This is a genomic window from Actinoplanes oblitus, from assembly GCF_030252345.1.
In the GTDB taxonomy this organism is placed as follows: domain Bacteria; phylum Actinomycetota; class Actinomycetes; order Mycobacteriales; family Micromonosporaceae; genus Actinoplanes; species Actinoplanes oblitus.
Window position 1 is genome coordinate 5,315,475 of record NZ_CP126980.1, and the last position, 17,426, is coordinate 5,332,900.

Genomic DNA, 17,426 nt, shown 5'->3' on the forward strand with positions numbered 1-17,426 from the left:
CGCGCGGGCCGATCGGCCCTGGCCGAGCGCCCGGTGGCGGGCGAGCGTGGAGGGTGAGGACCGGCGCTGCGCGTGGTCCGTGACGGCTAGGAGGTCCCATGTTGCTATCCCAGGCGGCCCGGCGACGGATGTACCGCGGCGGCCGCCCCGACCGCGTGGCCCGATGGCTCAACCGGCTCTCCGCGGCCCAGTTCTCGGCCGGCTTCCTGACCCCGGCCACCTGGGTGACGCTGGAGGTGACCGGCCGGCGCAGCGGACGGACCATCTCGTGCCCCCTCGTGGTGACCCGCTATCGCGGGGAGCGCTACCTCGTCGCGATGCTCGGCCGGCGAGCCAACTGGGTGGCGAACGTGCGCGCCGCGGACGGGACGGTGGTGCTGCGACACGGCGATCGGGAGGAGGCCCGGCTGGTCGAGGTCGAGCCGCGGGACCGGGCGCCGATCCTGCGCGCCTTCCTCGCCGCGGCACCCGGTGCCCGGGCGCACCTGCCCGTGGACCGGCACGCCGCACTCGCCGACTTCGCCCGGATCGCCGACGACTACCCGGTGTTCCGGATCATCACCTCCGGCCGCCCGGCCGAGCATCACCGGCCGGCCGGCCGGCGAACCTGGGGTGAACTGTCCCCCGCGCAGCGAACGGCAGTTCTGGTTCTGGGCTCGGTGGAGGTGGCCCTGACCGTGACGGCCGCGCTCGACCTGGCACGCCGACCGGCGGGAGAGGTCCGGGGACCGAAGGCGCTGTGGTGGCCGGCGTTGCTGGTGCAGCCGATGGGCCCGCCGTCGTACCTGGTGTGGGGCCGCCGGCGCTGAAAAGCGAGCGGAAACAGTCCGAAGTGGCACCGCCCGCCAACTTCGGCCGGTCGCGGCACCGGAGGCTGTGACGTGATGCGACCCTTCACCGGCGGCACCGTTCACCTTCCAAGGAGCGGACATTGGAGATCACCGGATTCCTCACCGCCATCGTCATCGGCCTGATCATCGGAGCCCTCGGCCGTCTCGTGGTTCCCGGCAAGCAGCACATCGCGATCTGGCTCACCCTGCTCATCGGCGTGGTGGCCGCGCTCATCGGGACCTTCCTCGCCGCCGCCATCGGCGTCGACGACACCCCCGGCATCGACTGGATAGAACTCGCCCTGCAGGTGGGCCTGGCCGCCGCCGGCGTGGCCCTGGTCGCCGGCATCCGCGGACAACGCCGCTCCTGAGCCCCTCGCTCGGCGGAGAGCACCCAGCATGGCCGGTCAGCGACCGGCCCGGGCCGGCGAGCCGGTCCTCGTCGGCACCGACGGCTCCGCTCCCGCGCAGGCGGCTGTGCGGTGGGCCGCGGTGGAAGCCCAGCGGCGTGGCACCACACTCACCGTCCTGTGCGCCTACGATCCGGCCGGAGCCGCACTGCCCTGGCGGTCCCGCCAGGATCCGGCCACGGCGGCCGTCCTCGCGGAGGCCACCGTGGCCGACGCCCGCGCCGCTCTCGGCGCCCTGGCTCCCACGGTGAGCGTGCGCACCGTGGTCGCGCCGGGCCAGCCCGCCGCCGTGCTGCTTCAGCACAGCGGGGACGCCGGCCTGCTGGTGGTCGGCCATCGCGGCCGCGGCGGTCTCACCAGCCTGCTGCTCGGGTCGGTCGGGCAGCGGGTGTCCACCCACGCCCGGTGCACCACCGCGGTGGTGCGCGGCCGGTCCTTCGCCATCGACGGCCCGGTCGTGGTCGGCGTCGACAGCTCCCCCGGTGGCCGGGCGGCGCTGCGCGCCGCTCTCGACGCCGCCCGCCTGAGGCACGCGCCCGTGCTCGCGCTGCACGCGTATGCCGAGGCGCTGCCACCGGTCGCCTCGGGCCTGCACCCGACCCTGCCTACCGGCCCGGAGGAGTTGGCGAAGTCCCGCATGGACGAGGTGGTCGGGCTGCTGGCCGGAGGGCAGGCCGACTTCCCGGATGTTCAGGTGCGGAGCCAGGTGGCCGCCGGATCGGCTGCGGGCCTGCTGGTGGGCGCCTCGTACCACGCCCAGCTGATGGTGGTCGGCAACCACGGCCGCGGCAGCCCGCTGGGATCGGTCGGTCAGCAGTTGCTGCACCACGCGGACTGCCCGGTGCTGATCGCCCGCTGATGAGCCGTGGCCGGCCCCTGCCGAGGGCCGGCCACGCTTGCCGCGACTGCTACGAACGCTCGGCGCCGTAGAAGGCGGCCCGCATCAGCTCCCGCATGTCGGCGAGCATCGGCATCCGCGGGTTGGCCGGGGCGCACTGGTCCTCGTACGCGTTGAGCGCCTGCTGCGGCAGTGCCGCGAGGAACGCCTTCTCGTCGACGCCGAGCGCGGCGAACGACGGCTCGATGCCGACCGCGTCGCGCAACCGTTCAACGGCGGCCGCCAGGGACTCCACCGCCTCGGCCGGGGTGGCCGCGGGCAGGCCGAGCATCGCGGCGATGTCGGCGAAGCGCTCGGGTGCCCGGTAGTTCTCGTACTTCGGCCAGCCGGACAGCTTCGACGGGGTGCTGCCGTTGTAGCGGATCACGTGCGGCAGCAGGACCGCGTTGGTCCGCCCGTGCGCGAGGTGGAAGGTGGCCCCGAGGGTGTGCGACATGGCGTGCACGATGCCGAGGAACGCACTGCCGAACGCCATCCCGGCGATGGTGCCGGCGTTGTGCATCCGCTCCCGGGCCTCGCCGTCGCCGTGCACCACCGACTTCTCCAGGTTGGCGAAGATCAGCCGGATGGCGTGCAGGGCCAGGCCGTCGGTGAAGTCGTTGGCGTAGACCGACACGTACGCCTCGATCGCGTGGGTGAGCGCGTCGAACCCGCTGTCCGCGGCGATCACCCGGGGCAGGCTGGCGGTCAGCGCCGGGTCGACGATCGCCACGGTCGGGGTCAGCGCGTAGTCGGCGAGCGGGTACTTCTTGCCGGTGCGGTGGTCGGTGATGACCGCGAACGGGGTCACCTCGGCGCCGGTCCCGGAGGTGGTCGGGATGCAGACCAGCCGCGCCTTCTCCCCCAGGGTCGGGAAGGTGAACGCCCGTTTGCGGATGTCGAAGAACTTCTCCCGCATGTCGGCGAAGTCGACCTCCGGGTGCTCGTACTTGAGCCACATCACCTTGGCCGCGTCCATCGCCGAGCCGCCGCCGAGCGCGATGATGGTGTCCGGGTGGAACGAGCGCATCAGCTCGGCGCCGCGTTCCACGGTGGTCATCCGGGGTTCCGGCTCCACGTCGTCGATGATCTGCAGGACCACCCGGTTCGGCCGGTTCTGCAGCACCCGGTCGATGCGCTCGACGAAACCCAGCCGGGTCATCGTCTCGTCGGTGACCACGGTGACCCGGGCGACGTCCGGCATGTCGCTCAGGTAACGGATCGCGTGCGGCTCGAAGTAGATCTTCGACGGCACCTTGAACCACTGCAGGTTGTTGGTACGCCGGCCGATCCGCTTGACGTTGATCAGGTTGACCGCCGACACGTTGTTGGACACCGAGTTGTGCCCGTAACTCCCGCAGCCCAGGGTCAGCGAGGGCAGGAACGCGTTGTACATGTCGCCGATGCCGCCCTGCGAGGCCGGCGAGTTCCAGATCACCCGTACCGCCTTCACCCGCTGGCCGAACTCGACGACCAACTGCTCGTCCGCTGTATGGATCACGGCGCTGTGGCCCAGCCCGTGGAACTCCACCATCTGGGTGGCCGCGCGCACCCCCTCCTCCCGGGAGTGCACCCGCAGGACCGCGAGGACCGGGCACAGCTTCTCCCGGGTCAGCGGCTCGCTCGGGCCGACCTCGGCGACCTCGGTGAGGATGATCGAGGTCTGCGGCGGCACGGTGAACCCGGCCTGCTCGGCGATCCAGGCCGCGGACTGCCCGACCACCCGCGGGTTGAGCTTGGCGCCGTCGCACGCGGTGCCGAACGCCGCGACCCCGAAGATGAACTCCTCCAGCAGTCGCTTCTCCTCGGCGGTGGCGAGGTGGGCGTGCAGACCGCGGAACTCGTCCAGGGCGGCGTCGTAGATCTCGTCGTCGATGATGGCGGCCTGCTCGGAGGCGCAGATCATGCCGTTGTCGAAGGACTTCGACAGCACGATGTCGTTGATCGCCCGGGGAAGTTTCGCGGTCGCCTCCACGTAGGCGGGCACGTTCCCGGCGCCGACGCCGAGGGCGGGCTTGCCGGCCGAGTACGCCGCCCGCACCATGTTGTTGCCGCCGGTGGCCAGGATGGTCGCGACGCCCGGATGGTGCATGAGGGCCGTGGTGGCCTCGACCGACGGGTGCTCGATCCACTGCACGCAGTCCGCCGGCGCGCCGGCGGCGACCGCGGCGTCCCGCACGACCCGGGCCGCCTCGGCGCTGCACCGCTGCGCGGCCGGGTGGAACGCGAACACGATCGGGTTACGGGTCTTCAGCGCGATCAACGCCTTGAAGATGGTCGTCGAGGTCGGGTTGGTGACCGGGGTGATGCCGGCGACCACGCCGACCGGGTCGGCGATCTCGGTGACCCCGGTGATCTCGTCGTGGCTGATCACGCCGACCGTGCGCAGCTTCGCCATGCTGTGCGTGACGTGCTCGCAGGCGAAGATGTTCTTGACCGCCTTGTCCTCGAAGACGCCCCGGCCGGTCTCCTCGACGGCCAGCTGGGCCAGCGCGGCATGCCGGTCGAGAGCCGCGACCGACGCCTTCTTGACGATGTAGTCGATCTTCTCCTGGTCGAACGAGTCGTACTCGGCGAGCGCCTTGAGCGCGGCGGTCACCAGGGTGTCCACCTCGATGGCGACGTCGGAGGGCACAGGTTGCGGGCCCGATCGCTGAGCGGTCACGGCCGCCTCCTTCACTCGTGGTCCGTCTCGAACGGACCGGACACCCTCACCTTGATCCACGCAGCGGCCGGGACACAGGGCCACTGGTCCCGGACGGCGGGATGCGAAGGGCCCGATCGGGGCGGACCACGGCCGGCATGCGACCGCGACGCGGCGATCTGTCCGCGAGTTCGGGACTCCCGGCCCTGGGCTCCGCCCGGAAAGCGGCCGACACTGGCGGCAGAGGCAACCACATCGAGGTGATCACCATGACCAACGCGGTCGTGCACTGGGAGATCGGCGGCCCGAACCTGCCCGAGCTGCGCGACTTCTACGCCAAGGCCTTCGGCTGGACGATCGACGACGCGAGAGAGGACTACTGCCTGGTACGCCCGGTCGCCGACGGGACCGGCGGTGGCCTGATGCAGACCCGTGAGCGGATGCTGCCCTACGTGACGATCTACATCGACGTCCTGGACCTGGATGCCGCGCTGAAGACCATCACCGGCCTGGGCGGTGACCTGCTGACCCCGCCCACCCGCATCAACGACTCCCTGTCGTTCGCGCTGTTCCAGGACCCGGCCGGCAACGCGATCGGTCTGCTGCAGGGCGAGCCGATGACCGCCGCTTGAGGCCCCAGGCCTGCTCCGGCACGCGGCACGCCCCGGTGCCGGTCAGCCAGGTAGCCCGGTGCCGGTGGTGCTGACGCCGCCGGTCCAGGCGGCTCTGGCTCCGGAGTCACCGATGCGGTAGATGCCGTAGACACCCGTCGTCGCCACGGCGATGGCGGCCGCGGCGACCATTCCGGTGACAGCCGGCGACAGCGGCGCCAGGTAGGTGCGGCGTTCGGGTGCCCCGCCGGGACCGGTCGCCGCGATGATCTCCCGGTGCCGCCACCAGACGAGCAGGGCCAGCACGGCGATCGGGACGGCGTAGAAGATGGCGCTGTCCCCGAGTTCGGCGTGTTCGTGTACCAGGACGCTGCCGGGGACACGGCGCTCCAGCCACTCCCCCGCCTCGGTGGTCAGCGGCACCAGCCCGGTGACGCCCCAGGCCAGCAGGGCGTTCGCCCCGGCCAGCCGGTGCCGGGCGGCCGGCCAGAGCGCGGTGAGCACCAGCAACAGGGCGCTCAGCGGAAGCAGCACGACGACGGCGTGCACGAGCAGGACGTGTGCGGGGAGTCCGTTGATGGTTGACATGCGAGAGCCTTCCGGATTCTGTACGAGGTGATCGGGCTGCCGGGCATTCCTGGCAGCGTAGGAGTCGTTTTCTTGGAGTTTTCCGATGCGGTCGCGGCATTCTTGGCCGGTGCGGACCACGACCACAGCGACCGGCGGCGGCGGCCGGCACCCGGCGGAACGGCGGATCCTAGTGGTGGAGGACGACCGGGAAGTCGGTGACATGCTGCTGCGCCTGTTCCAGCAGGCGGGGTACATCGCGGATCTGGCCCGTGACGGTCAGGCCGGACTGCATCTGGCGCTGATCCGTCGCTACGACGTCCTGGTGCTCGATCGCCGGCTGCCCGCCATCGAGGGCCTGGACCTGCTCGCGCGGCTGCGGCGCAGCGGTATCACCACCCCGGCGCTGGTCCTGACCGCTCTGGGCACCGTCGACGACCGAGTGGCGGGCCTGGACGGCGGAGCCGAGGACTATCTGGTCAAGCCGTTCGAGGTCGACGAGCTGCTGGCCCGGGTGCGGGTGCTGCTGCGTCGCCCGGTCGCCGCGGTGACCACCCTGTCCGTCGGGACGTCCGAGTTCGACCTGCTCACCCGGCAGGTCACCGGTGCTGATGGCAGCGTCGCCGCGCTGTCCGGGCGAGAGGCCGACCTGCTGCGCATGCTGGCCGAGGCGCCGGACCGGACCTTCAGCCGGGCCGACATCGTCGCCCGCGTCTTCCCCGACGCGGCAGCGGAGACCCTGGTCGACACCTACGTGCACTACCTGCGCCGCAAACTCGGCGCCGAGGTCGTGCACACCGTGCGCGGCGCCGGTTACCGGCTGGGCGCGCGATGAGCGCCGCCGGCCCCGACCGGCAGCTGCTGCGGCGGGCGCGCCGTGCCCTCGCGGTGCAGAACACCGTGACGGTGGCCCTGATCCTGCTGATGTTCGGCCTCGTCACGGCGTACACCGTCGCGCGCGCCCAACGTGCCGAGCTGCAGCGGTCCCTGTGGAAGACCGCCGCCACGGCGGAGGACGTGATCGACCCGCCGGATGGCACCTGGATCTTCCGGGTGGCTCCGGACGGCCGGCTGACCTCGACCGCGCATCCGCCGCACGGCCTGCCGGACCGGGCCGCACTGGACCGGGTCCGGGCCGGCGGCGCCGCCGAGACGACCGGGATCGACATCGACGGATCCGACTACCTGATGGTGACCCGGAGCCGCGGCCACAGCACGGTGCAGGTGGTCGGCAGCCTCGCCGGCGAGGAGGACGAGCGGCACCGGCTGCTGACCGCGCTCGGCGTGGCCGGGCTGTTCGGCCTGGCCGCCGCGGGCGCGGCCGGGACGCTGCTGGCGCGCCGGGCCACCGCACCCCTCGGCGAGGCGCTGGCCCGGCAGCGCCGGTTCGTCGCCGATGCCAGCCATGAGCTGCGGACCCCGGTCACGCAACTGCACACCCGCGCCCAGCTGCTGCAACAGGATCTGCTGGCCGGGGCGTCGCGGGACGCCATGGCAGCGGACGTCGCCCAGCTGGTGACAGGTACCGGGCAGCTCGGCGAGGTGATCGAGGACCTGCTGCTCTCCACCGGGCCGGCGCACAACGCCGGCGCGACGGCCGAGGTCGACCTGGGTGTGCTGGCCGCCGGCGTGGTCGCGGCCTTCGCCGCCCGGGCTCACCACCAGAACGTCGAACTCGCCCTGAATCCCGACCCGGACAGTCCGTCGCTGGTCCACGGCCGGGAGGCGGCACTGCGCCGGGTGGTCGTCGCGCTGGTCGACAACGCGCTGAGCCACACGCCGGCCGGTGGACACGTCACTGTCGAACTGCGTTTCCAGCGCCAGGAGAACTCGGTGCGGCTTACCGTACGTGATGACGGCACCGGTTTCGACCCGGCCGACGCCGAGCGCATCTTCGACCGGTTCGCCCGCGGCCACGGCGATCATCGCCGCTTCGGCCTCGGCCTGGCGCTGGCCCGCGAGGTGGTGGCCGGGCACGGTGGCACCATCGAGGCCGGCGGCGAACCCGGCCGCGGCGCCACCTTCACCATCCGGCTGCCCGCCCCGCAGTGACCGACATCCGCCGGACCGTTGCCAATCGCCTCACGCGCCCGTGCTGGAGTCGCCTTTCTCCGGCACCGACAGCGGGTGTTCCTCGTCGTCCCGGGCCGCCAGCCGTTCCAGCGCATGCTGGTACTGGCCGCGGTTGATCTCACCGCGGACAAGCTGAGCGGCCAGCGCGCCCTCCAGGGTGGTCGCCCGGACCAGCCGATCTTCAAGGTCGGGGGACGCGGTGGCGTCCTTCGACGGCACCGCCGTGACCGCCGGCCATGCGGCGAACACGGCGGTGAACAGCAGGGCCATCGTGAACAAGACCAGGTAGAACAAAGCTTCCACCTCCTCCGACGTCAACCCTGGTGGGTAGTGACCTCGATCAGCAGGGACCAAGGTCCCGTCCGCGAAGTTCGGATGACCCGTGACCAAGCCATCGGGCGCGCCTCGTTCACTCCGGGAACATGCGGGCGGCTACCGTGACCGGGTCAACCCACGAGGAACGCCGGCGTCCGGTCGGCCGACTGCCGGTCGTCGATGTCGTGACCGAGCCGGCAGTCGACGTCGAGCACCCCGGGCACCAGGCGGACCAGCCGGACGGTCAGGGCCATCGTGGACCACCGCTCGACCCGGCCGGTCAGGGTGACGACGCCCTGCTCGACGCTCGCCTCGGCCTGCGCGGTGTTCTCGGTGTAGGTGGCCTCGTGGACCGCCGCGCGCACCTCGGCGAGGATCTCCGCGTCCGGGCGCAGATACTCCCTGAGCAGGTCGCTGCGGCTGACGATGCCGACCAGCCGGCCCAGGTCGTCCTCCACCGGCAGCTGCTTGACGTGCGCCTGGTCCATCCGGCGGGCGGCCGTACGGATACTCGTCGTCGGCAGCACCACCTCGACCGGCGCGGTCATCAACTCCCCGGCGGTCAGCGCGCCGGCCTTGCGGCGGGCGGCGCGCTCCCGCCGCTGGAACCAGCGCGGCTGATCCGCGCCCACGTATTCGATCTTGCGCAGCAGGTCCGACTCGGACACCACGCCGAGGACCCATCGTCCCGCGTCCACCACCGGCAACGCGTTGATCCGGTGCGTGGCCAGCAGGGCGACCAGTTCCCGGTACGGTGTGTCCGGCCCGACCGCGACAACGTCGGTGGTCATCACGTCGCTGACATGCCAAGTCTTCATCGTCGATCCCTCCACCTCCGACGCTAGGCCTGTGGCGCCGGGAAGGGCAGGACGGTTGGTCCCGTCGGCCGGGGTCCATCGGCCGCGCGGAGCAGCACCTCGGACAGCGCCCGGCGCGGGCTGCCGCCGGGCGTCTGCACGCGGCCGTAGCCGACGCGCACCACCAGTTGCGGCGACATGCCCGGCGTCCGGGCGGCCAGCGTGGCACGCACCGCGGGCGCCTCGATCGGCTGGCTGATCGGCATGGTGGCGAGGCCCAGCCAGGTAGCGGTCAACAGGACTCGTTGCAGCGCCTGCCCGGCACGCAGCCAGTCGAGCCGGGTGTCCCCGCCGGTGGCCAACACCATGATCGTCGGGTAGGGCTCGAACGGCTCCGGGGCCGGCTGGCGCCGCGCCCGCGTCGCGAAGTCGCGGACCGGTACCACCTCGAGGGCGTCCCACGGGCCGGCCGCCCACACCGGTACCCCGTCGTGCCGCCGACGGCCGGTCCAGTCGCCGAGTTCTGCCCGGTAACCAGGCTGGTCGCGCAGCCAGCGATCGGCGGCCCGGGCCAGGTCGAGCACCGCGTCCCGACCGACCGGGTCCGCGACGGTCAGCACCGCGCCCTCCCGGCGGGCGGCGTCCCGGAGCCGGCCGAGCTGGTCGGCGGGCACCGGCACCTGCGCGAACGGCCAGCGGTTGGTGTGCCGGTACGGGATCGCCGCGGCGAGCGCCTCGGCCGGCGGGTCGACGGCCAGGGCCCGGGTCGCGGTGACCCGGGCGGCCAGCGTCGGCTGGTCCGGGTCGGGCAACAGGTCGCAGCGCGTGTCGTAGCCGGCCCCGCGCACCGCCGCCCGCAGTGTGAACACCGCAGCGCCCACACTTATCAGCAGCTCCCGGCCGTCCGGGTCCACCACCGGCAGTCGCCGGGACGGGTCGGCGTACACGTCGACGTGCGGGCCACTGATCCGGAACAGCCACGGCTGACTGTTGTGCAACGACGGCGCGGTCATCGCCGAGCGAACGCAGTCGGTGAGCACTCCCCGCGACGGCGGGACGAAGGAAACGTTCATGACTCCTCCTCTGCTCTCCTTCCACGAGACCCTCCACTCGCCCACCCGGCCAGGGTCTTTGGTCCCCGCGATGGCATACACGACGGGACTTCCGGAACATGCGGAGCCGGCCGGGTCCGGCCTAGCGTCAAGTCATGGCCCGCTGCGGGCGATCTCGCCGAGGGCCGGCACCGCGTCCGGTGGGACGGGTGGCCGGGCGGACCCGCGTCCGCCCGGTGACCGGCCGGGTCCGGCCGATCGAGCACGCGCTCACCGAGGTGGCGCGCCTCGACGAAGCACCATCGCCGATCTTCGCCGCTCCAGGCGGCCGGCGCCGGCCGCGGCACTGGTGGTACGCCGCCGGGATGCTGCTGCCGCTGTGGCCGTTGTGGAGCCTGCCCCTGCAGCAGATCGCCTACCGCCAATTCCTGTACCTGGTGCTGCTGCGCGCCGCGCTGACCGCACTGACCGGCCGGGGGCTGCGCTGGCAGAAGTTGCGCCGGACCGGCGGGGTCGTGGTCCCGGCCCGCTCCGGATGAGCGAACGAAAGGAGATTCGCGATGCCACACGCACCCGGCGACCTGATCGCCGGCCGCTACCGGCTCGACGACCCAATCGCCGCCGGTGGCATGGGCGAGATCTGGCAGGCCACCGACACCGCGCTGAACCGGCCGGTCGCGGTCAAGACGCTACGCGCCGACCGGGCCCTCGACCCGCAGTTCCAGATCCGGTTCCGCCAGGAGGCACATGCCCTGGCCGCCCTGCACCATCCGGGCGTCGTCGACGTCTACGACTACGGCCAGGAGTCCGGCGCTGATGCGTATCTGGTCATGGCCCGGGTGCACGGGCAGCCGCTGGACGAGCGGCTCGCCGAGCGCGGCCGTCTCGGCCCGGCCGAGACGATGTCGATCGTCGCGCACGTGGGCCGGGCGTTGCAGGCGGTCCACGAGGCCGGCATCGTGCACCGGGACGTCAAACCCGCCAACCTGATCATCCAGCCGGACGGTTCCGTGGTCCTGGTCGACTTCGGCATCGCCCGCTCGGCCGGATCGGCCACCCTCACCGGGGTGGGCGAGGTGGTCGGCACCGCCGGTTACATGGCGCCCGAGCAGGTAGCCCGGCGCCCCGTCGGCCCGGGCGCGGACGTGTACGCGGTGGGTGTCGTCGGCTACCACTGTCTGGCCGGGCATCCGCCGTTCCTCGGTGACAACCCGGTCGCCGTCGCCATGCAGCACCTGCACGACGAGCCGCCCCCACTCCCCCCGGACGTCCCGGCGGCGGTGCGCGCCGTGATCACCACCGCGCTGGCCAAGGATCCGGCCGATCGCTTCCCGTCGGCGGCGGCGATGGCCACGGCCGCCGACCGGGCCGCGGGCGTCGCGGCAGGCGGCGACGTCACGGTCGTCCTTCCCCGGGACAGCGTTTACGGTACGCCGGACGCCCCGCCCCCCACGGGCAGCCGTCGCGGGCTCCTGCTGGCCGTGCTGGCCGCCCTGCTGACCTTGCTCGCGACCGGCACGGCGCTGGCTTTCGCCGACCCGTTCGGCTGGTTCCCCGGAGCCCCGCAACCGTCCACGTCGACCTCGTCCGCGAGCCACCGGCCTCCGTCGGCCACTCCCACCGAGGACTCCCCGACCACCGGGGCGACGAGCACCGCCCCTCGCCCACGCCGGTCCACGCCGCACCCGTCGACCAGCCGGTCGCCGGCCAGCAGCCCATCACCGTCGAGCCCGCCGCCGTCCAGCAGCCCGCCGCCGGCCAGCAGCCGGCCACCGGCCAGCAGCCGGCCAGCAGCCACGGCCACCACGACTCCAACGACCACGACCCCGCCGGCCGAAGGTGTCCAGCCATGAGCATCGAGATCGTCCACGACGTCCCCCGGAGTTGGTCGAGGCCGTCGGCCACCTGCTGCCGCAACCGTCATCGTCAGCTCGGGCCCGGACCGTCGACCTCACCTCGCGGCCGTCGCGCCGGGCGGCGATACGGCTCTACGAGCGGCTGGGCTTCCGCCCGCGCGAGTCCCGGGTCTACCGGCTTCCGGCTGGCACGGATGTCCGTTGATGATCCGACCTTCGGCTCTGCCGCCCGTACCCCGCCCGGCCGAGGATGAGTGCAGGCCCAGCACTTCGGGGAGGGGATCGGCATGACGTACCCGGCGACCATGACACTTCCAGGGCAAGCGGCGGAACTGTCCGCTTGCGATCGCACCGACCTGCTCCGTCGGATGCTGGTCCTGCGGCACCTGGCCGTGCTGCGCCACTCGCCGAGCCGGGGTGCGGAGGCCGTACTGGCCGGCATCCGAGCGGCCCTCTCGCCGTCCGACACCATTCGCGTCGTCGGTGGCCGGCCCTCGCCGGATCAACTGACCGGAACCGCTGCCGGCGTCACCGTCTGGCTCGCGCACTTCGGCGGCAACGGCGGCCCGGACCGGATCTGTGCGCTGTTCGCTCACCAGTATCGGGACCGGGTCCAACGGCAGCTGGCCGTCGACGGCTGGGATGCGGAGGCGGTGCTGGCCGCGTCGGCCGGGGCCGCCCGGGTCGTCCGGACCTGGGGTGCCGCCCGGCTGCTGACCCTGCGCACCGCCGCGCGCCGCGGACGCCGGGATCCGATAGCGGTGCTGGCCACTCGGATGCGGCTGGCCCGCCAGCTCGACGACGGCACTTTCCGGGCGTTGGAACTCGACGCCCGCCGGATCGCCAACCGGCTCAGCCGCGACAGGGGGTTCGACAGCGGACTGGCGGCGCTGGCGACGGCCGCCGATGAGCTGGCACCCCGGTTCGCTCCGGGAGTCCCGGAGGCAGCGGGCGAACCGCCCGGTCAGCGGCCGCGGCGATAGTGATCGGCGAGCAGGAAGGCGACGGTGGCGACGCCCACGAGGATGGTCAGCACCACACCGGCCGCTCCCCAGGCGACCATCGCGACCGAGAGCAGCCCCCAGAACAGCCCGCCGAGCACGGCAGCGGTGATCCGGACCCGGCGCGGCCAGGGACGCCGGCCCGCCAGGCCGGGGAAGTCGTCGACCAGCCGGGCGACGATCCGATCGAACTCTCGCTGGTCCCTGTCGCTGTCCACCGGGCCACCTCCGCTTCGGAGCCCCCGAGTCTCACCACCAGAGTAGGCCGCCATCCGCGCCACGGCTCCCGCCTCGATCCTCCGATCCCCACAAACATCAAAACCCGCCTCGTGTACGCCCGGAGCACAGTCCCGCCCGTCCCCGTCGCGTCGCACCCATCCACGCCGGACCGCCGCGCGGCCCCGGTCCCCAGGCGGTCAGACCATCGCCCGGGCGCTGCTGCCCAGGCCGTACCCGATGACCCCTCTGTCCGGGCCGGCGGGACCTACGGCCCTGGCCTCTCCCAACCGGCCGGCGGGACGCTGGCGGTGAGCGACGCGGGAACTCGACGCGAAGAAGGTGGCCGCCATGCGGCAGAGCATCAGGCTCGGCACGGTCCGCGGGATTCCGGTGGGTGTCCACTGGTCCGTGCTGGTCATTGTCTTCCTGCTGACCTACAGCCTGGCCGCGGTCCAGTTGCCCGCGGCGGCGGCCGGGTACCCCACGGTCGCCTATTGGCTGACCGCCGGCTGGATGGCGGTGCTGTTCCTGACCGCTCTGGTCGGGCACGAGCTGGCGCACGCGCTGGTCGCGCAGCACTACCGGATCAGGGTCCAGTCGATCACGTTGTGGGCCCTGGGCGGCGTCTCGACGCTCGACGAGCAGGCCAGCCATCCGCGGGCGGAGCTGTTCACCGCGCTGGCCGGGCCGGTCACCAGCCTGGCCGCCGCCGGGCTGTTCGCCGCCGCGACGATCCCGGCCGGGCTGCTCGGCTCGGACCTGCCCCGGCTCGGCTGCTCCTGGCTGGCCGTGGCCAACCTGGTGCTCGCGGTGTTCAACCTGCTGCCCGGCGCGCCGCTGGACGGCGGCCGGATCCTCACCGCGATCGTGTGGTGGAGCCGCGGCGACCGGGCCGCGGCCCGACGGGCCGGCGCGCGGGCCGGCGGGTTGCTCGGCCTGGTCCTGGCCGGCCTGGGGGTGGTCCTGGTCTTCGGCTACACCGCCACCGGCGGGCTGTGGCTGATCGTACTGGGCTGGTATCTCAGCTTCGCCGCCCGCGCCGAACTCGCCACGGCCGTGGTGAGTGAGCAGTTGCGGGGCGTGCCGGTACGCGCGGCCATGTCCCGCCCGGCGGTCTGCGGGTACGCCGGGCACACCGTCACCGAGTTCGTGGCGCACACCGCACGGTTGTGCCCGCACCAGAGCTATCCGGTCGTCGACCTGGACGGCCGGCTCGCCGGCCTGGTCACCGTCGACGCGCTGATGGCGGTACCACCGGAGCACCGGGTGATCACCAGGCTGGCCGAGGTGATGGCGCCACGCGCCCGGCTGCGCGCCGTGCACCCGGACGAACCGTTGCTGGGCGTGGTCGGCGCGCTGAACAACCCGGCGCGGCTGCTGGTGGTGGTCGAGCAGGACCGCCCGTGCGGGGTGCTCACCACCGGGGACGTCGCCCGCCTGGTGGGGGTGGCCCAGCTCGGGGTCGCACCGGCCGGCCGGGTCGACGTCAGCACGGTCGGTTGATCCGTATCACTGGTGAGGAGGGGCCTCGTGGGCATCGCGATACAGACCTGGCAGCTGAGCAAGACGTACCACGGCCGGCCGGCGCTGTCGGCGATGGATCTGACCGTGCCGTCCGACATGGTCTTCGGCTACCTGGGTCCGAACGGCGCGGGAAAAACCACGACGATCCGGCTGCTGGCCGGGCTGCTGCGACCCAGTGGCGGCCGGGCCGAGATCGGCGGGCACGACGTGGTCCGCGAGCGGGAGCAAGCCCAGCGGCGGATCGGCTACCTGCCCGGTGACTTCGCCGGCTATCCACGAATGACAGCGGCGGCCTACCTGGACTACCTCGGGCACCTGCGCGGCGGCCCGGACCACGGGACCATCCGGGCCCTCGCCGACCGCCTCGACCTGGACCTGACGGTCCGCATCGGCGCGATGTCGCACGGCACCCGGCAGAAGGTCGGGATCGTGCAGGCGTTCATGCACACGCCGGCCCTGCTGGTGCTGGACGAGCCGACCGCCGGTCTGGACCCGCTGATCCAGCGGGAGTTCCTCGGCCTGGTGCGTGAGGCCCGGGATCGGGGGCAGACCGTCTTTCTCTCCTCGCACAACCTGTACGAGGTCGAGGCGGTCGCCGACATGGTGGGGATCCTGGTCCGCGGCCGGCTCGCCGTGGTCGAGGAGGTCGGCAAGCTGAAGGCGCAGGCGGTCCGCCGGATCGATCTGACCTTCGCCGGTGTCCCGCCGGACGCCGTCCTGCGCGAGGTCGCCGCCGTTCAGCAGCTCACGGTCACCGGGCACACCGCCCACCTGGTCGTCGAGGGCCACACCGCGGAGCTGCTGCGGGTCGCGGCGCCGTACGGCGTCGAGCAGATCGTCACGCACGAACCGGACCTGGAGGACGTATTCCTCAGCTACTACGACGCGCAGGGGTGAATAGGATGCGCTCAGTCTTCGTCAGGGCCCTGGCCGACCAGCGGCGTTCGCTGATCGGGTGGGGTATCGGCCTGTTCCTCATGGTGCTGATGGAGACGGCACTGTGGCCGTCCATCGGCAAGATGCCCGACCTGCGGCAGTTCCTGGCGAACTATCCGGAGGCGATGCGCAAGCTGTTCGACATCGAGGACTTCGGCACCGGCGCCGGGTTCGTCAACACGGAGTTGTTCAGCATCCTGGTGCCGGTGCTGTTGCTGACGTACGCGATCGGCCGCGGCGCCCGGGCGATCGCCGGCGAGGAGGAAGCCGGCACCCTCGACGTGCTGCTGGTGACCCCGGTGACCACCACCGGCCTGCTCGCCTACCAGGCGGCCGCGTTGCTGACCGGCCTGCTGACGCTGGGCACGGTGCTGTACGCCGCGGTGGTGGCCGGGTCGGTGCTGTTCGGGCTGGGCATCGGGCTGTTCCCGCTGTTGTCCGCGACGCTGGCGATGGTGCTGCTGGCGGCCGAGTTCGGCTTCCTCGCCCTGGCCGTCGGCGCGGTCACCGGGCGGCGGGCCGTGGCGATCGGTGTCGCCGCGGCGTCAGCGGTCGGCGCGTACCTGCTGTACGTGGCCGGAGAACTGGTCACGGCCGTGCAGCCGTGGCAGTGGCTGTCGCCGTTCGACCAGGCGATGAGCGGCGGACCGATCGGTGCCGGATTCCGGGCCGTTCACCTGGTGATGCCGGTGGTGGCGGTACTGCTGGTGGCCGCCGCGGCACCCCGTTTCGCGCGCCGGGACATCTCGGTCGCGCACTGAAGGTGTGAGGAGACATCATGACCATCCATACCGGCGCGCCGGTCGTCGTCGGGGTCGACGGTTCGGCCTCGGCGCTGCACGCGGTCGAGGCGGCCGCGGCCGAGGCCGCCCTGCGACGCCGTCCGCTGAAGATCGTGCACGGGTACGCCTGGCCGCCCAACGGCGTCCCGTTCTCGCCCAGCCTGGCCGCTTCGGCGGACGCGACGCTGCGGCGCGCCTCCGCCGAGATCCTGGCGGAAGCGGCCCGGCACGCTGCCAAGGTGGCGCCCGATCTGCCCGGCGATCCGCTCACCGTCATCGGGTCGCCGGCGAGGGCTCTGCTACAGCTCAGCGAGGAAGCCGCCCTGCTGGTGCTGGGCGCGCGTGGCACCGGCGGTTTCGCCGGGATGACGCTCGGCTCGGTCGCCGCGCACACCGCCCTGCACGCCCTCTGCCCGGTCATGGTGATCCGTGGGGCGGCCGGCAACGGGCCGGTTGTCGTCGGGGTGGACGGTTCGCCTGGTTCGATGGCGGCCTGCGAGTTCGCGGCCGACGAGGCGGACCGCCGTGGGGCCGAACTCGTCGCCCTGCACGCGTGGACGCCGGGCCAGGCCAGCGAGCTCGACTACGGTCTGCCGCTCAGCTATGAGACGTGGCACGGTGCGGACGAGCATGAGCGGCTGCTGGCCGAGGCGGTCGCCGGCCTCGCCGAACGGCATCCGGGTCTGCGTATCCGCCGGCAGGTGCGGGAGGGGATGGCCCGGCAGCTGCTCACCGACTGGTCGCAGGACGCGCAACTGGTCGTGGTGGGCAGCCGCGGGCACGGTGGCTTCGCCGGGTTGCTGCTCGGTTCGGTCAGTCAGCACCTGACCTACCGTGCCGCCTGCCCGGTCGCCGTGGTGCGCCGGGTTCCGGTCGCGGCCTGAGCCGCCGCCATCGCGTCTTCGTCCGCACGCGACGAAACCGTTCCCTTA

General features: G+C 72.7%; 19 protein-coding genes. 13 read left to right on the plus strand and 6 right to left on the minus strand.

Annotated features, from left to right (window positions below; all coding sequences use genetic code 11):
- Positions 1–98 precede the first annotated feature (98 nt).
- The 3 genes from Actob_RS24065 to Actob_RS24075 all read left to right on the plus strand — a co-directional run bounded on the left by Actob_RS24065 (position 99) and on the right by Actob_RS24075 (position 2,099).
- On the plus strand, positions 99–809 hold the full coding sequence (locus Actob_RS24065; RefSeq protein ID WP_284914062.1) for a nitroreductase/quinone reductase family protein: 711 nt from the start codon (positions 99–101) through the stop codon (positions 807–809).
- A gap of 122 nt (positions 810–931) precedes the next feature.
- Entirely contained in the window at positions 932–1,201 is a 270-nt protein-coding gene (locus Actob_RS24070) for a GlsB/YeaQ/YmgE family stress response membrane protein (protein WP_284914063.1), read from the plus strand.
- Positions 1,202–1,229: 28 nt separating this feature from the next.
- Positions 1,230–2,099 (plus strand): universal stress protein, encoded by an 870-nt coding sequence (locus Actob_RS24075; protein ID WP_284914064.1) that lies wholly within the window; start codon positions 1,230–1,232, stop codon positions 2,097–2,099.
- A gap of 49 nt (positions 2,100–2,148) precedes the next feature.
- Here Actob_RS24075 and adhE read toward each other — a convergent pair whose 3' ends face one another.
- Positions 2,149–4,782, minus strand: a complete 2,634-nt coding sequence (gene adhE, locus Actob_RS24080) for a bifunctional acetaldehyde-CoA/alcohol dehydrogenase (protein ID WP_284914065.1) — start codon at positions 4,780–4,782, stop codon at positions 2,149–2,151.
- Positions 4,783–5,030: 248 nt separating this feature from the next.
- Here adhE and Actob_RS24085 point away from each other — a divergent pair, with 248 nt between their 5' ends.
- Positions 5,031–5,393, plus strand: coding sequence for a VOC family protein (locus Actob_RS24085; RefSeq protein ID WP_284914066.1), 363 nt, complete (start codon positions 5,031–5,033; stop codon positions 5,391–5,393).
- Between the two features lie 42 nt (positions 5,394–5,435).
- Here Actob_RS24085 and Actob_RS24090 read toward each other — a convergent pair whose 3' ends face one another.
- Positions 5,436–5,960, minus strand: coding sequence for a DUF2231 domain-containing protein (locus Actob_RS24090; protein ID WP_284914067.1), 525 nt, complete (start codon positions 5,958–5,960; stop codon positions 5,436–5,438).
- A gap of 109 nt (positions 5,961–6,069) precedes the next feature.
- Here Actob_RS24090 and Actob_RS24095 point away from each other — a divergent pair, with 109 nt between their 5' ends.
- A complete protein-coding gene (locus Actob_RS24095; protein WP_284914068.1) occupies positions 6,070–6,774 on the plus strand; it encodes a response regulator transcription factor in 705 nt (234 codons plus the stop codon).
- Entirely contained in the window at positions 6,771–7,991 is a 1,221-nt protein-coding gene (locus Actob_RS24100; RefSeq protein ID WP_284914069.1) for a sensor histidine kinase, read from the plus strand. Before Actob_RS24095 ends, Actob_RS24100 begins: the two co-directional genes overlap by 4 nt.
- Before the next feature lie 30 nt (positions 7,992–8,021).
- Here Actob_RS24100 and Actob_RS24105 read toward each other — a convergent pair whose 3' ends face one another.
- The 3 genes from Actob_RS24105 to Actob_RS24115 form a co-directional block, all read right to left on the minus strand.
- Positions 8,022–8,306 (minus strand): hypothetical protein, encoded by a 285-nt coding sequence (locus Actob_RS24105; protein ID WP_284914070.1) that lies wholly within the window; start codon positions 8,304–8,306, stop codon positions 8,022–8,024.
- Positions 8,307–8,458: 152 nt separating this feature from the next.
- Entirely contained in the window at positions 8,459–9,145 is a 687-nt protein-coding gene (locus tag Actob_RS24110) for a CBS domain-containing protein (protein ID WP_284914071.1), read from the minus strand.
- Positions 9,146–9,168: 23 nt separating this feature from the next.
- A complete protein-coding gene (locus Actob_RS24115) occupies positions 9,169–10,197 on the minus strand; it encodes an Acg family FMN-binding oxidoreductase (RefSeq protein WP_284914072.1) in 1,029 nt (342 codons plus the stop codon).
- 188 nt (positions 10,198–10,385) lie between these two features.
- On the opposite strand from Actob_RS24115, the gene Actob_RS24120 reads away from it, so the two are divergent.
- From Actob_RS24120 to Actob_RS24130, 3 genes are all read left to right on the plus strand, one after another.
- Entirely contained in the window at positions 10,386–10,715 is a 330-nt protein-coding gene (locus tag Actob_RS24120; RefSeq protein ID WP_284914073.1) for a hypothetical protein, read from the plus strand.
- 21 nt (positions 10,716–10,736) lie between these two features.
- Positions 10,737–12,029 carry a serine/threonine-protein kinase gene (locus tag Actob_RS24125; protein ID WP_284914074.1) on the plus strand — a complete coding sequence of 431 codons (1,293 nt, stop codon included), beginning with the start codon at positions 10,737–10,739 and terminating at the stop codon, positions 12,027–12,029.
- A gap of 290 nt (positions 12,030–12,319) precedes the next feature.
- Positions 12,320–13,015 carry a hypothetical protein gene (locus tag Actob_RS24130; RefSeq protein WP_284914075.1) on the plus strand — a complete coding sequence of 232 codons (696 nt, stop codon included), beginning with the start codon at positions 12,320–12,322 and terminating at the stop codon, positions 13,013–13,015.
- Here Actob_RS24130 and Actob_RS24135 read toward each other — a convergent pair.
- Positions 12,997–13,251, minus strand: a complete 255-nt coding sequence (locus tag Actob_RS24135; RefSeq protein WP_284914076.1) for a hypothetical protein — start codon at positions 13,249–13,251, stop codon at positions 12,997–12,999. The genes Actob_RS24130 and Actob_RS24135 overlap by 19 nt on opposite strands.
- Positions 13,252–13,600: 349 nt before the next feature.
- Between Actob_RS24135 and Actob_RS24140 the strand changes: the two genes are divergently transcribed.
- Genes Actob_RS24140 through Actob_RS24155 form a run of 4 tightly spaced genes read left to right on the plus strand, consistent with a single transcriptional unit; the run spans position 13,601 to position 17,378 of the window.
- A complete protein-coding gene (locus Actob_RS24140; protein WP_284914077.1) occupies positions 13,601–14,755 on the plus strand; it encodes a site-2 protease family protein in 1,155 nt (384 codons plus the stop codon).
- 27 nt (positions 14,756–14,782) lie between these two features.
- Positions 14,783–15,673, plus strand: a complete 891-nt coding sequence (locus tag Actob_RS24145; RefSeq protein WP_284914078.1) for an ABC transporter ATP-binding protein — start codon at positions 14,783–14,785, stop codon at positions 15,671–15,673.
- A 5-nt stretch (positions 15,674–15,678) separates the two neighbouring features.
- Entirely contained in the window at positions 15,679–16,473 is a 795-nt protein-coding gene (locus Actob_RS24150) for an ABC transporter permease subunit (RefSeq protein ID WP_284914079.1), read from the plus strand.
- Between the two features lie 17 nt (positions 16,474–16,490).
- The gene (locus Actob_RS24155) at positions 16,491–17,378 is read left to right on the plus strand and encodes a universal stress protein (protein ID WP_284914080.1); all 888 of its coding nucleotides are present in this window, start codon (positions 16,491–16,493) and stop codon (positions 17,376–17,378) included.
- Positions 17,379–17,426: the final 48 nt, after the last annotated feature.

What these genes read in the sequence shown, in the direction of transcription:
- Actob_RS24065 (WP_284914062.1), top strand. Translation starts at nt 99, where the DNA reads ATGTTGCTATCCCAGGCGGCCCGGCGACGGATGTACCGCGGCGGCCGC.
- Actob_RS24075 (WP_284914064.1), top strand. Translation starts at nt 1,230, where the DNA reads ATGGCCGGTCAGCGACCGGCCCGGGCCGGCGAGCCGGTCCTCGTCGGC.
- Actob_RS24085 (WP_284914066.1), top strand. Translation starts at nt 5,031, where the DNA reads ATGACCAACGCGGTCGTGCACTGGGAGATCGGCGGCCCGAACCTGCCC.
- Actob_RS24090 (WP_284914067.1), bottom strand. Translation starts at nt 5,960, where the DNA reads ATGTCAACCATCAACGGACTCCCCGCACACGTCCTGCTCGTGCACGCC.
- Actob_RS24100 (WP_284914069.1), top strand. Translation starts at nt 6,771, where the DNA reads ATGAGCGCCGCCGGCCCCGACCGGCAGCTGCTGCGGCGGGCGCGCCGT.
- Actob_RS24110 (WP_284914071.1), bottom strand. Translation starts at nt 9,145, where the DNA reads ATGAAGACTTGGCATGTCAGCGACGTGATGACCACCGACGTTGTCGCG.
- Actob_RS24115 (WP_284914072.1), bottom strand. Translation starts at nt 10,197, where the DNA reads ATGAACGTTTCCTTCGTCCCGCCGTCGCGGGGAGTGCTCACCGACTGC.
- Actob_RS24125 (WP_284914074.1), top strand. Translation starts at nt 10,737, where the DNA reads ATGCCACACGCACCCGGCGACCTGATCGCCGGCCGCTACCGGCTCGAC.
- Actob_RS24130 (WP_284914075.1), top strand. Translation starts at nt 12,320, where the DNA reads ATGACGTACCCGGCGACCATGACACTTCCAGGGCAAGCGGCGGAACTG.
- Actob_RS24140 (WP_284914077.1), top strand. Translation starts at nt 13,601, where the DNA reads ATGCGGCAGAGCATCAGGCTCGGCACGGTCCGCGGGATTCCGGTGGGT.
- Actob_RS24150 (WP_284914079.1), top strand. Translation starts at nt 15,679, where the DNA reads ATGCGCTCAGTCTTCGTCAGGGCCCTGGCCGACCAGCGGCGTTCGCTG.
- Actob_RS24155 (WP_284914080.1), top strand. Translation starts at nt 16,491, where the DNA reads ATGACCATCCATACCGGCGCGCCGGTCGTCGTCGGGGTCGACGGTTCG.